Source organism: Plantactinospora sp. B24E8 (assembly GCF_039871735.1).
In the GTDB taxonomy this organism is placed as follows: Bacteria; Actinomycetota; Actinomycetes; order Mycobacteriales; family Micromonosporaceae; genus Plantactinospora.
Genome location: NZ_JBDPMH010000031.1, coordinates 1 through 12,598, shown reverse-complemented (window position 1 = coordinate 12,598; position 12,598 = coordinate 1). Strand labels below are relative to the sequence as shown.

General features: G+C 72.7%; 14 protein-coding genes. 4 read left to right on the top strand and 10 right to left on the bottom strand.

What is annotated here, in order from left to right; all coding sequences use genetic code 11:
* Positions 1-105 precede the first annotated feature (105 nt).
* Together ABGB21_RS29285 and ABGB21_RS29280 are read right to left on the bottom strand one after the other, a co-directional pair.
* The gene (locus ABGB21_RS29285) at positions 106-759 is read right to left on the bottom strand and encodes an HAD family phosphatase (RefSeq protein ID WP_347680506.1); all 654 of its coding nucleotides are present in this window, start codon (positions 757-759) and stop codon (positions 106-108) included.
* Between the two features lie 143 nt (positions 760-902).
* On the bottom strand, positions 903-1,649 hold the full coding sequence (locus tag ABGB21_RS29280) for a neutral zinc metallopeptidase (RefSeq protein WP_347656304.1): 747 nt from the start codon (positions 1,647-1,649) through the stop codon (positions 903-905).
* 377 nt (positions 1,650-2,026) lie between these two features.
* On the opposite strand from ABGB21_RS29280, the gene ABGB21_RS29275 reads away from it, so the two are divergent.
* Positions 2,027-2,896, top strand: coding sequence for a PAC2 family protein (locus ABGB21_RS29275; RefSeq protein ID WP_347656306.1), 870 nt, complete (start codon positions 2,027-2,029; stop codon positions 2,894-2,896).
* A gap of 130 nt (positions 2,897-3,026) precedes the next feature.
* Here the strand turns inward: ABGB21_RS29275 and ABGB21_RS29270 are convergent, their stop codons facing one another.
* Positions 3,027-3,167, bottom strand: coding sequence for a hypothetical protein (locus ABGB21_RS29270; RefSeq protein ID WP_347656308.1), 141 nt, complete (start codon positions 3,165-3,167; stop codon positions 3,027-3,029).
* Positions 3,168-3,600: 433 nt separating this feature from the next.
* On the opposite strand from ABGB21_RS29270, the gene ABGB21_RS29265 reads away from it, so the two are divergent.
* On the top strand, positions 3,601-4,392 hold the full coding sequence (locus tag ABGB21_RS29265) for a GntR family transcriptional regulator (protein WP_347656309.1): 792 nt from the start codon (positions 3,601-3,603) through the stop codon (positions 4,390-4,392).
* Between the two features lie 19 nt (positions 4,393-4,411).
* Here the strand turns inward: ABGB21_RS29265 and ABGB21_RS29260 are convergent, their stop codons facing one another.
* The 7 genes from ABGB21_RS29260 to ABGB21_RS29230 all read right to left on the bottom strand — a co-directional run bounded on the left by ABGB21_RS29260 (position 4,412) and on the right by ABGB21_RS29230 (position 11,073).
* Entirely contained in the window at positions 4,412-4,942 is a 531-nt protein-coding gene (locus ABGB21_RS29260; RefSeq protein ID WP_347656311.1) for an AAA family ATPase, read from the bottom strand.
* Positions 4,943-5,097: 155 nt separating this feature from the next.
* The gene (gene mshC, locus ABGB21_RS29255; RefSeq protein ID WP_347680504.1) at positions 5,098-6,336 is read right to left on the bottom strand and encodes a cysteine--1-D-myo-inosityl 2-amino-2-deoxy-alpha-D-glucopyranoside ligase; all 1,239 of its coding nucleotides are present in this window, start codon (positions 6,334-6,336) and stop codon (positions 5,098-5,100) included.
* Positions 6,337-6,521: 185 nt separating this feature from the next.
* Positions 6,522-7,340, bottom strand: a complete 819-nt coding sequence (locus tag ABGB21_RS29250; protein ID WP_347656314.1) for an SCO1664 family protein — start codon at positions 7,338-7,340, stop codon at positions 6,522-6,524.
* 43 nt (positions 7,341-7,383) lie between these two features.
* Positions 7,384-7,962, bottom strand: a complete 579-nt coding sequence (locus ABGB21_RS29245) for a DUF3090 domain-containing protein (RefSeq protein WP_347656315.1) — start codon at positions 7,960-7,962, stop codon at positions 7,384-7,386.
* Between the two features lie 157 nt (positions 7,963-8,119).
* On the bottom strand, positions 8,120-8,896 hold the full coding sequence (locus ABGB21_RS29240) for a histidine phosphatase family protein (RefSeq protein WP_347656316.1): 777 nt from the start codon (positions 8,894-8,896) through the stop codon (positions 8,120-8,122).
* A 139-nt stretch (positions 8,897-9,035) separates the two neighbouring features.
* Positions 9,036-9,869: an undecaprenyl-diphosphate phosphatase gene (locus ABGB21_RS29235; RefSeq protein WP_347656318.1), complete on the bottom strand. Its 834-nt coding sequence runs from the start codon at positions 9,867-9,869 to the stop codon at positions 9,036-9,038.
* 151 nt (positions 9,870-10,020) lie between these two features.
* Positions 10,021-11,073, bottom strand: coding sequence for an LLM class F420-dependent oxidoreductase (locus ABGB21_RS29230; protein WP_347656320.1), 1,053 nt, complete (start codon positions 11,071-11,073; stop codon positions 10,021-10,023).
* A gap of 235 nt (positions 11,074-11,308) precedes the next feature.
* Here ABGB21_RS29230 and ABGB21_RS29225 point away from each other — a divergent pair, with 235 nt between their 5' ends.
* Together ABGB21_RS29225 and ABGB21_RS29220 are read left to right on the top strand one after the other, a co-directional pair.
* Positions 11,309-12,280, top strand: coding sequence for an aldo/keto reductase (locus tag ABGB21_RS29225; RefSeq protein ID WP_347657493.1), 972 nt, complete (start codon positions 11,309-11,311; stop codon positions 12,278-12,280).
* Positions 12,281-12,377: 97 nt separating this feature from the next.
* Positions 12,378-12,569, top strand: coding sequence for a DUF5703 family protein (locus ABGB21_RS29220; protein ID WP_347657492.1), 192 nt, complete (start codon positions 12,378-12,380; stop codon positions 12,567-12,569).
* Positions 12,570-12,598 lie beyond the last annotated feature (29 nt).

Here is a 12,598-nt window from a genome sequence, read left to right as displayed (position 1 = left end):
GGGGCGGTGTCCGACCGGACGCCGCCCCGCTGCCGTCTTCGGGCCGTCTCCACTGCCGGATCGGGCGACCGCCCGGTACCGCACCGCGCCCGGCAGCCCGGCGGATCAGCGGGACAGGTCGAGCGGGGCCAGCAGCCCGCCGAGCAGCTCCAGGTCCACCCCGGTCAGGGTCTCCAGCAGGTGTAGGCCGTCAACCGGGTCGATCGGCACCAGACTCGGCACCCCGAGCACCGCCGCACCGGCGGCGAGCGCACTGGCCACCCCGGCCGGCGAGTCCTCGATCGCCACGCAGCGGTTGATCGGCACGTCCAGCAGCCGCGCCGCGGTCAGGTACGGCGTCGGGTCCGGCTTGTTCGCCGCCACCTCGTCACCGCAGACGATCACGTCGAAGCTGTCCCGGCCCAGGGTGTCCAACGCCACCTCGACCAGGCTGCGGGCGCTCGAGGTGACCAGCGCGGTCGGGATCGGCACCGCGCGTACCGCCTGCACCAGAGCCAACGCGCCGGGCCGCCAGCGCAGTTCGGTGAGGAACAGCTCCGCCACCCGCTTCTCCAGCCAGGCGGCGCTGGCTGCCGGGTCCCGCCACGGCTGCGCCAGGTCGGTGTGCAGGATCTCCATCGACACGGCCATGCTGGTGCCGACCATGGCGATCCGGGCCGTCTCCGAGAGCTCCCCTCCGTAGTGCGCGGCGAGTTCCTGCAGCCCGACGTCCCACAGCCGCTCGCTGTCCACCAGGGTGCCGTCCATGTCGAAGAGCACGGCGGCGGGGTGTTGGCTGTTCAGGATGCCTCCCGGGCGCGGGTACGGATCATCTCCCGATCCTGCCAACCCCGCCGGACCCCCACTCCGGGCCGCCGCCGAACTGTGGCGGAAGCCTCAGTCGCTCCCCCGCGCCTGGTCCCTCAGCCGAGTTCGCAGGCGGTCAACCCACTCTGGTAGCCGCCGAAGAACGCGCTGGTGCGCTGCTCCACGGTGCCGTGCGCGTCCTCGGCGAACCACGGCTGGTCCGGATCGTCGGCGACCGCCCGCAGCCCGGCCAACAGCTCGTCGATGTCCCCCTCCTCCACCGCGAGCACCCGGTCCCGCTCCGAGTCACCGATGTACGCGCCGGCCATGCAGTCGGCCTGCAGTTCGTGCTGGATCGTGTACTCGTGGCGGATGCCGAGGCGGGCCTGGATGGCGTGCGCGTACTCGTGGCCGAGCAGGTAGTACAGGAACGCGTCACCGACCTGCTGGAAGGCCACCACCGCCCAGTTGATGTCGTACGCGATGAAGTCGCCGACCGAGCAGTAGACCGCGTTGTTGGTGGGCAGTGCCTGACCGCCGCACTCGATCTCACCCGCCCGCCGGTACGCGGTGATCTGGCTGACCCGCTGGAACCGCTCCCCCGCCTCGCGGAACTGGCCGGCCCAGTAGAGTTCGGCGACCCGGACCGCGGTCTTCATGTCCTGCTCGAAGTCTTCGACGTCCATCGGCCGGTCCGCCCCGGGCCGATCGGCGTCGCCGGGGGCGGTCGGGGTCGCCGGTCCGTCCGGTGGCGACGGCTCCTGTCCACCCCGCGGTCCGACGAAGCAGGCGCCCGCGACCACCACCGTGACGGTCAGAGCCAGTAGCCGCCAGAACCGGTCGGTACGACGAAACGGACGCATCACGGCCTCCCACGGTGATCGACAACCCGCACACCGTCCCATGGTGCCGATCCCGTCAAACCACCGGATCGTCTCCGGTGCGGAACGGACCGATCCGCCGGGTGACCATCGAGATCAACCGGAAGCACCGGGCGGATGGCACGGGCTATCATCGCTTATGTACCGGTATATCGTGATCACTGCGGTCAGTGGCCCCGCCGTACCGTCCCGGACGGCCCGCCGGCCGGCGCGGCCGGCGGGCCGGGTCCGAGTCCGAGACGTAGGCTGACGGACGTGAGGGACAACAGGGACGGCAGTACCAGGTTCAGTGCGGGAACCGCCGCGTGGCGCGGCCACCCCCGGCGGCTCGACGCCGGTACGCACGCTGGAGGTAGGGCGTGACCGAGTTCGACGGGTTGCCCGTGCTGCGCTCGCCGGTCGCGATCGCGGCCTTCGAGGGTTGGAACGACGCGGCGGACGCCTCGACGGCGGCGGTGGAACACCTCGAGCAGGTGTGGCAGGCCCGCCAGGTCGCCGAACTGGACCCCGAGGACTTCTACGACTTCCAGGTCAGCCGGCCGACGATCACGATGGCCGACGGTGAGACCCGACGGGTCGAGTGGCCGACCACCCGGTTCATGGTGGCCAGCCCGGAGGGCACCGACCGGGACGTGGTGCTGATCCGGGGCATCGAGCCGAGCATGCGCTGGCGCACCTTCTGTGAACAGGTGCTGGAACTCTGCCACAGCCTGGAGATCAACCGGATCGTGCTGCTCGGTGCGCTGCTGGCCGACGTGCCGTACACCCGGCCGCTGCCGATCAGCGGCAGCGCCTCGGACAAGGACGCCGCCGAGCGCTACCAGCTCACCCCGACCCGGTACGACGGTCCGACCGGCATCGTCGGCGTGCTGCACGACGCGGCGACCCGGGCCGAGGTCGACGCCGTGTCGTTCTGGGTCCACGTGCCGCACTACGCGAACAATCCCCCCTGCCCCAAGGCGACCCTGGCCCTGCTACACCGGGTCGAGGAGGTGCTCGACCTGCCGGTCCCGATGTCAGACCTGGCCGAGGAGGCCGCCGAGTGGGAGCAGCGGGTACGCACCGCTGCCGAACAGGACGCCGAACTCGGCGAGTACGTCCGCGAACTGGAGGAACGGGTCGGTGACGCCGGCATCCAGCCGCTGACCGGCGACGAGATCGCCCAGGAGTTCGAGAAGTACCTGCGCCGTCGGGGCGGCTCGGCCGGCCCCACCGCCGGCTCCTGGTAACCAGGGGCCGGCGGCAGCCGGCCGTACGGACGGAACGACACACCGGGCGGCGGGCGGCGACCGTGGACGCGGGTCGAACCGCCGCCCGCCGTCGGCCGGAACGGGTCCACCGCGTTACCGCGGCACACCGTCACTGATCGAGGACGACCTCCGCCACGGCGCGGGCCGCCAGCGCGGGATGGGCGTCGGGACGGGTGACGGCGTGCGCGAGCACCCCGTCGATGAGCACGAGGAGCTGGTCGGCACCGAAAGCCCGGCTCGCGGTGCCCATGGCGGGTCAGCTCGGCGACGAACAGTCCGTGCAACCGGTCCTTGTAGGCCCGGACCTCCGCGTGGGCGGGATGGTCCGGGTCGGTCAGGGCCAGCTCCGCCGAGGTGTGGCGACAGCCGCGGAACGATGGCGCGGTGGTAATCCGTTCCAGCTCGTCGAAGACGGCAAGAATGCGGCGGCGCGGTTCGTCGCCGGCCTCGTCCATGACCCGCCGGTAGCGGGCATCGGTGGCGGCGCTCCGCAACACCTCGGCGACGGGTCTTGGTCTACCTGATTGTGGTCGCGCTGGCCGTCGCCGGACTGGTCCAGCTGCTCCCTCGGAGTCGTGCCTTGCGTAACTTCCGTCTCGGGCGCCGACGGGTTGCCCGGGGCACCACCCGTACGGCATCCTAGGAACCTAGTGTTACCGCCACCGGAGCGACGGGAGTGTGACATGCAGATAAACCCGGGGGCCGCCGAGTTTCCGCACCGGCAGATCGCCGAGCAGCTCCGCGCCAAGATCAGGGCCGGAGACTGGGCCGCCGGTGAGCGGCTGCCGTCCATCCCGGCCATCGCCGAGTTGTTCGGGGTGGCCAAGCAGACCGTGCAACGCGCGATCGACCAGCTCCGGGTCGAAGGGGTGCTGATCACCAAGCCGGGCTCCGGTACGTACGTCCGGGGCACCCGACGCCGCCTGAACCGGCTGTCCCGGGGCCGCTACGGCGGTCACCGCGGTTACCACGCCGACCTCGCCGCCCGGTACCGGCAACAGTTGATCCAGGTCGGCCGGGCCCCGGCACCGCCGGAGGTCGCCGACGCGTTCGGGGTGGCCGACGGCACCGAACTGATCGTCCGCCGACACCTGGTCCGCACCGAGGACGTTCCGGTCGAGGTCGGCGCCTCCTGGTTCCGGGTGGCCGACGCGGCCGGCACCAGTCTGGAACGGCTGGAGGCATACGGCCGGCCGCTCTACCAGGAGGCGGAGGAGGCGATCGGCCGACGCTACGTCTCGGCCACCGACCAGATCAGCGCCCGGCAGCCCAGCCGGGAGGAGGCGGAGACCCTGCAGATCCGCCCCGACACCCCGGTGCTGCACCTGCTGCACGTCGCCTACGACGCCCAGCGCCGGCCGATCGAGGTCGCCCAGGCGACCTGGCCCGGTCCGATGACCACGCTGACCGAGCAGTACCAGGTGCCCGGGCCGGTGGCCGAACCCGACCCGGACCCCGGACTGGTGCTCGGCTGACCGCGGACGTCCCGCGCCGTCACCTGCGCGGCAGGTCCGCCAGCCAGCGTTCCAGCGCGTCCGGGTGCGCGAACAGCAGCACCGGCGGCCCGGACGGGTCGGCCTGCCACGCCCGCATCCGCCGCCGCTCCCGACCGAACCCGGTCAGGTGCCACACCAGGATCGACTCTGCGGACAGGACGCTGCCCCACGACTCACGGTTGCCGTTGCAGATCTGCTCACCGGTGGCCACCCGGCGCAGCGTACGGCGCAGCAGCCACCCAAAGGAAAGCGAGCGCGGATAGTCCAGGCCGATGACCACGTCGGCGCGGGCCAGCGGCACGTCCCGCCACCCGTGGTACGCCCCGTCGAGGATCCAGCGGTCCCGCTGGCAGATCCGCGCGATCCGACGCCGCTGCTCGGCGACCGGCACCTCGACCCAGTTGGGCTCCCAGAGCAGGTCGTCGACCGGGTACCAGGGCACGCCGAGGCGGGTGGCCAACCGCGCCGCCAGGGTCGACTTGCCGGAGCCGTGGACTCCGCAGATCAGGACGCGGGACGGAGGGATCATCGCGGACAGCGTACGGACGGCCGGGGTCCCGGTCGCCGACGGTCGCCCGCCCGGTTTCCCCGGCCGACCCGGACCGTCGGCGATCCGGTCGGCAGACGAGGCCCACCGACCGGGAGTGGCCGACCGTGAACAGCCGGCCGGCAGTGGCCGGGAGACTACAGCCGGATACCGAGCAGGGCGTCGACGGTCGCGGCCACCAGCGCGGGAGCATCCGGGTCCGTCCCGGCGCCGGCGAGCGTGGCGTCCGCCCACTGGTCCAGCAGGGTCAACGCGCCCAGGGTGTCCAGGTCGTCGGCGAGCCGCTCGCGTACCCCGGCCAGCAGGTCGGCCCCGGAGGCGCCCACCGGGGCTGCCACCGCCTCCCGCCAGCGGGCCAGCCGCTGGATGGCGACCTTGAGCACGTCGTCGGTCCACTCCCGGTCGGACCGGTAGTGACCGGCGAGCAGGCCGAGGCGTACCGCCATCGGGTCCACGCCGTCGGCGCGCAGCCGCGAGACGAAGACCAGGTTGCCCTTGGACTTCGACATCTTCTCGCCGTCCAGGCCGATCATGCCGGCGTGCACGTAGTGGCCGGCGAACGGCTCCACGCCGGTCAGCCGCTCGGCGTGCGCGGCGGAGCACTCGTGGTGCGGGAAGAGCAGGTCGTTGCCGCCGCCCTGGACGTCGATCCGGTCGCCGAGCAGCCCCAGCGCGATGACCGCACACTCGATGTGCCAGCCGGGCCGCCCCGGCCCCAGCGTTCCACCGGGCCAGGCCGGTTCGCCGTCCCGGGCGCCACGCCAGAGCAGCGGGTCCAGCGGGTCACGCTTGCCGGCCCGGTCCGGGTCACCGCCCCGCTCGGCGAAGAGCGGAAGCATCTCGTGCCGGGACAGGTTGGACTCGTAACCGAACCGGGGCGCGGCCGCGACGTCGAAGTAGACGTCGCCGGTGCCGTCCTCGAGCCGGTACGCCGCACCGTCCTCCAGCAGCGCCCGGACCTGCTCCGCGATGGCCGGGATCGACTCGACGGCGCCGACGTAGTGCGCCGGCGGGATCATCCGCAGCGCCTCCATGTCCTCCCGGAACAGTGCCGTCTCCCGCATGGCGAGGACCTTCCAGTCCTCGCCGTCCCGTTCCGCCCGCTCCAGCAGCGGATCGTCGATGTCGGTGACGTTCTGCACGTAGCTGACCTGGTGACCATTGTCCCGCCAGACCCGCTGGGCCAGGTCGAAGGTGATCATGGTCGCCGCGTGCCCCAGGTGGGTGGCGTCGTACGGGGTGATGCCGCAGACGTACATCGTCGCCGTCCCGGAGGGGCGGGTCGGATGCACCGCGCGGCGCGCCGAGTCGAACAAGGCGAGCGGCTGTCCCCTACCCGGCAGCCGAGGGATGTCGTGCCCCACCCAGGATTCCATGGTCACACCCTAGCCAGCCGGGACCGGCGGCTCCGACCGCCCGGCCACGAAGGTGATCAGACCGACAGGGCACCCATCGGGCCATCAACCGGGCCGGGACCGGGCCGCCGCCGATGGCGGCCGGCCGGAACCCCTGACCGGCGCCCAGGAAGCGACGCCCCGGAGAAGCGGTACTCGACGGCGGGTCAGACCGGCGGCCAGGGAATCGCCGGCCACTCGTCGGACGGGACCGGGAACCGGCCGCTGTCCCGGAGCCGGTCGATCCGCCGGGCGGTGGCGGCGACCTCGCCGATGGTCAGGTGCTCCGCCAGGCTCTCCCCCAGCGGGCCGATGATCGCCGTGGCCAGCCCGTCGAGCATCTCCCGGACGTCCGGCGGCAGGGTCCGACGGGCCCAGCCCCAGAGCACCGTCCGGAGCTTGTCCTCCACATGGAAACAGACGCCGTGGTCGACACCGTAGATCCGGTCGTCCGGCCCGTACAGCACGTGGCCGCCCTTGCGATCGGCGTTGTTCAGCACCGCGTCCAACACCGCGAGTCGCGCCAACCGTGGGTCGTCGGCGTGCGCCAGCGCGTACGGCGCGCCGTCGTCGTCCTGCGCCGCCGCGACCCGAAACCAGCGTGCCGGGAGGCTGTCCGCCGGCACGAAGCCGACCAGCGGCTCGGCCTGCTCCGGCTCGTCGATCCAGAGCTGGCAGGCACCGGGCCCCAACGGGCCGTCCCGCAGCACCGTCGGTGGGACGAGGTCCCAGCCGCTGGCCCGGGACACCAGGTAGGCGGCGACCTCCCGGCCGGCGAGGGTGCCGTCCGGGAAGTCCCAGAGCGGCCGTTCCCCGTGGATCGGCTTGTAGACGCAGCGGACGGTGACCCCGTCCAGGGTCAGGAAGGCCCGCAGCGTGGTGTTCGACGCGTCAACGAGCCGCCCCTCCAACTCCAGCTCGCCGCCGAGCAGGAGCCGCAGCGCGTCGCTCTCGTCCAGCACGGGTCGCAGGTCGGACGAGGTCACCGGAAAGATCCCGCCACGCCGGCGCCGACGCCGAGGGGACCGGTCACCGGTGGTAGCCGTTGTGACGGGGGCAGAGGTGCCCGGCGGGGTCGAGCGGCTGACCGCAGAGCGGACACGGCGGGCGTCCGGCGGCCACCACCCGGCGGGCCCGGTCGATGAACTCCCGGGTCGCCTGCGGGGTCAGCCGGACCCGCAACCGGTCCAGGTCGTCGGCCGGCTCGTCGTCGTCCTCGTCGAGTTCGCTCTCGGCGCCGCCGAGTTCGATCTCCGCCTCGGCCTCGCCCGCGGCGATCGCCTCGATCACCACCGTGGCGGTGTCGACGTCGAAGGCCAGCCCCAGGGTGCCGACCCGGAACTCCTCGTCCACCGGCGTATCCAGCGGCTCGTTGTCCGAGGTGACCTTCGGCGGCTCGGGCAGCTCGACCCCGAACCGCCGGTGCGCCTCGGAGAGCAGTTCCTCGAGCTTCTCGGCGAGCAGCGACATCTGGACCTTCTCCAGGGCGACACTGACCAGGCGCCCGCCGCCCCGCGCCTGCAGGAAGAACGTCCGGTCGCCCGGCGGCCCCACGGTCCCGGCGACGAACCGCTCCGGCGGCTCGAATGCGTGCACCTGGTGGGTCATACCCACGACCCTATCCGGCCCGGTACCACGCCGTGCAGCCCACCGACGCGAATCACCGTCCGGTCCGGGCCCCGGCGTACCGGAACGCTCCGTGGTGCCTGGGTCGAGGGGCGGCCGGCGTCCCGTGCCCCGCTCCGCCGGGTGCCCAACGGAACGGTCACCGCCCACCGCCCGAGCCGGTCGACCCGGCGGCGGCCGGCTCCCCCACGGTCTCCGTACCGGTGCCGACCGCGCCGGCACCGCCGCCCACCGGGGCGTCAGAATCCGCCGTACGCGCCGCCCGGCGCCGCCGGGACCGCTTCGGCGGCACCAGACCGGCCAGCTCACCACCGGTGTCGTTGAGCCGGAGCAGGAACGGACGCACCGGTGTGTAGCGGATGCCGGTCACCGACCCCGGGTCGACCACGATCCGCTGGAACTGGTCGAGGTGCACACCGACCGCGTCCGCGACAATGGCCTTGATCACATCGCCGTGGCTGCACGCCAGCCAGACCGCCTCCGGTCCGTGCTCGGCGGTGATCCGGGCGTCCCACCGCCGGACCGCCTCGACGGCGCGGGTCGCCATCCCCGCCATCGACTCGCCGTCCGGGAAGACCGCCGCGCTCGGGTGCTGCTGCACGACCTGCCACAGTGGATCCTTGGCCAGTGTCTTCAACGGCTGGCCCTGCCAGCTGCCGTAGTCGCACTCGACCAGCCCGTCCTCGACCACCGGCACGACGTCCGGGAGTGCCAGGTCCAGCGTCTGCCGGCACCGGATCAGCGGGCTGGTGACCACCGCCGCCAACGGGACCGCGCGCAGCCGCGCCCCGACGGCGGTCGCCTGGGACCGACCGGTCTCGTCGAGTTCCACCGGCTGGCGGCCGGCCAGGCCGCCGGCGGCGTTCGCCGTGGTCCGGCCGTGCCGGAGAAGCAGGAGGGTTGCCACGCAGCCCACCCTACGGCCCGCCGGACCGGGGGGCGGGCCGGCCCGGCGGTACCGGATCCCACCGGCGGCCTGGCACGGCCGGGCCTGCCGGCGCCGGGTCGGGCCGGCGGACCCACCGGGCCACCGCGATCACGCGACGGCCCGGTGGTCAGGTCGCCGCGATGGTCCCGGTGCCGAGCAGCGCAAAGACCAGGCTGCCGAGCGCCACCCGGTAGAGGACAAAAACGTACAGGCTGTGATGTGCGACATAGCGCAGCAGCCAGGCGATCGAGGCGTAGCCGAGACCGAAGGCGATCACGGTGGCCACGATCATCTGGGCCGGGGTCGGGATCGACCCGCCACCGCTGGTGTCGAAGACGTCCGGGAGACTGAAGATCCCGGACATCACCACCGCCGGGATGGCGAGCAGGAACGAGTAGCGGGCCGCCGCCTCCCGGGTGAGGTTGAGGAAGAGCCCTGCGGTCAACGTGCCGCCCGACCGGGACACCCCGGGGATCAGGGCCATCGCCTGGGCGAAGCCCATGACCACGCCGTCGCGCAGCGTGAAGTTCTCGATCCGCCGGGTCTGCCGACCCCAGTACTCGGCGAAGGCCAGCACAAACGCGAAGACGATCAGGGTGGTGGCAACCAGCCACAGGTTCCGGGCCGCGGTCCGGATCTGGTCCTTGAACAGGAACCCGAACAACCCGATCGGGATCGACCCGATGATGACGTACCAGCCCATCCGGTAGTCCAGGCTCGAGCGCACCGAACGGTCCCAGATGCCGACGACCCAGACCCGGGTGATCCGCCAGATGTCCTTGGCGAAGTAGAGCAGGACCGCGGCCTCGGTGCCGAGCTGGGTGACCGCGGTGAACGACGCCCCGGCGTCCTGGTCGAAGAAGATCGCCGAGGTGATCCGCAGGTGCCCCGACGAACTCACCGGAAGAAACTCGGTGAGCCCCTGGACGATGCCCAGGACGATTGCCTCGATCCAGCTCACCCTCGTACCCCGCTCCGCAGCACCGTACGCCCCTCGTTTCGTCCCGTCGGTGCGCCCGGCGGGCTGTTCCGCCCGGTCACACCGTCCTCCCACAGCACGGGCCGCCGAAGCGACCCCGGACCGGCCCACCCGGTCCGCCGGTCACGTCCGTTCACTCACCCACCCCGGCGAGGTCCAGCGCCTCCGCACAGGCCCGCAGCGTCCGTACCCCACTGTCCACGTCCGCGACGAAAAGGCTCACCGAGAGAGTGGTCACACCGGCGGCCGCGTACTCCCGCATCCGGTCGGCGATCCGCTCCACCGGGCCCAACAGCGACGTGCGGTCGACGAACTCCAGCGGCACCGCCGCCGCCGCGTCCCGCTGCCGCTTCGCCAGATAGAGGTCCTGCACCTCGCGGGCCGCGTCCCCGTAGCCCATCCGGGTGGCGAGCTGGTTGTAGAAGTTCTGCTCCCGGCTGCCCATCCCGCCGACGTAGAGCGCCGCGTACCAGCGGACCAGTTCCGCACAGGCGGCGACGTCGTCGCCGAGCACCACCGGCACCGTCGGCACCACGTCGAAGCCGGCGAGTTCCCGGCCGGCCCGGGCCCGGCCGGCGGTGACCGCGGCGAGCTGCTCGGCGGCGAAGTCCGGTGCGTAGAAGACCGCCAGCCAGCCGTCGGCGATCTCCCCGGCGAGTTCCAGGTTCTTCGGCCCGACCGCGGCCAGGTAGATCGGCACCCGCTCGCGGGGCGGGTGGAAGCCGAGCCGCAGCGCCTTGCCCGGGCCGTCCGGCAGCGGCAGCCGGTAGTGCGCCCCGTCGTACTCGACCGGTTTGCGGGCCAGCGCGAGCCGCACGATGTCGACGTACTCCCGGGTCCGGGCGAGCGGTTTGGCGAAACGTACCCCGTGCCAGCCCTCGGAGACCTGCGGGCCGGAGACACCGAGGCCGAGCCGGAACCGACCACCGGAGATCGCGTCGATGGTGCCCGCCGTCATGGCGGTCGCCGCCGGGCTGCGGGCCGGGATCTGCATCACCCCGGAGCCGAGGTCGATCCGTTCCGTCTGGCCGGCCAGCCAGGCCAGCATGCTGGGCGAGTCCGAGCCGTACGCCTCGGCGGCCCAGACCACCGAGTACCCGAGCCGGTCCGCCTCGCGGGCGAGGGCCAGATGATCCGCCGGTGTGCTCCACGCCGTCTGGTAGCCGAGGCTGAGCCCGAGTCGCACTGCTTCGTCCCCCCCCTGTCGTCGCGAGTCGCATCAGGGTACGCAATCGCGGGACGGCACCCGACGGCCGGTGGGGGCGACCCAGCGACGGGTACGACACCCGCCGGTGGGACGGGTCGCGACGGTGTCGACCGCGCGGGCGCCCCGCCCACCCGCCCGTTCTGTGGTGGAACGCGCGCCGGTTATGGCGGGAGCGAGGATATCGGCGGGACGATGTTCTGAATAGAGTTCAACCATGCAGCAGCGACCGCTCGGCCGAAGCGGGCTGGCGGTTTCCCGGCTCGCGCTCGGCACCATGACCTGGGGTCGGGACACCGACGCGGATGACGCTGCCGCGCAACTGAAGAGCTACCTGGACGCCGGGGGCAACCTGGTCGACACCGCCGATGTGTACAGCGACGGGGACGCCGAGGCGGTGATCGGCTCCCTGCTGGGCTCGCTGGTGCCCCGGGACGACGTGCTGATCGCCACCAAGGCCGGCCTCCGCCCGGGTTCCACCCGTCGCCGGGACGGTTCCCGGGGTCACCTGCTGCGTACCCTGGACGCGTCGCTGCGCCGGCTCGGCACCGACCACGTCGATCTCTGGCAGGTGCACGGCTACGACCCAGCCACTCCGTTGGAGGAGACGCTGTCGGCGCTGGACCACGCGGTGAACAGCGGGCGGGTCCGCTACGTCGGCGTCTCGAACTTCTCCGGTTGGCAGACCGCGCAGGCCGCGAGTTGGCAGGCAGCCTTCCCCGGACGGGCTCCGGTGGTCGCCGTCCAGATCGAGTACTCGCTGCTCGAACGGGGCGTTGAGCGGGAGGTGCTGCCCGCCTGCGAGAGCCTGGGCCTCGGCGTGCTGCCGTGGTCACCGCTCGGTCGCGGGGTGCTGACCGGAAAGTACCGGCACGGCCGGCCCGCCGACTCCCGGGCTGCTTCGGCCCATTTCGACCGGTTCGTCGCCCGATACCTGGAGCCCCGCTGCTCCAGCATCGTGGAGGCGGTGGCCACCGCCGCGTCCGGGCTGGGGGCGTCGCCGCTGGAGGTCGCGCTCGCCTGGATCCGCGACCGTCCCGGCGTCGTCGCGCCGATCCTCGGCGCCCGTACGGTCGGGCAGCTGCTCGGCGCGCTCCAGGTCGAACGGATGACCCTGCCGGACGAGATCGCCCGGGCCCTGGACGACGTCTCCGCGGTACCGGTCGGCTACCCGGAACGGGACGGCTGAGCCGCCGCCGGGGGCGGACCGGGCAGGTGGCCCGGAGGCCCAGCTCACGCCGGCGAAGGACTGGTGTCGGCCGATCAGGGTGGGCAGGATAGGGGCCATGGACTACGAATACGCGCCGTTGCGGTTACCGCCGAACGTCGACCGCGTGACCGCGATGGCGCAGCTGGCGATCCAGGCCGAGTTCTCCGGCTGGGAACTGGCCCGGGTCCGGCTCTACCGCGATGGCACCCGCCAGGTGGTGCTGCGGCGCCGGGTGGTCAACCAGGCGCAGCCGGGTCTGTCGTACTGAGCCGGCCGCGCCCCGAGCCGGCGCCCCGG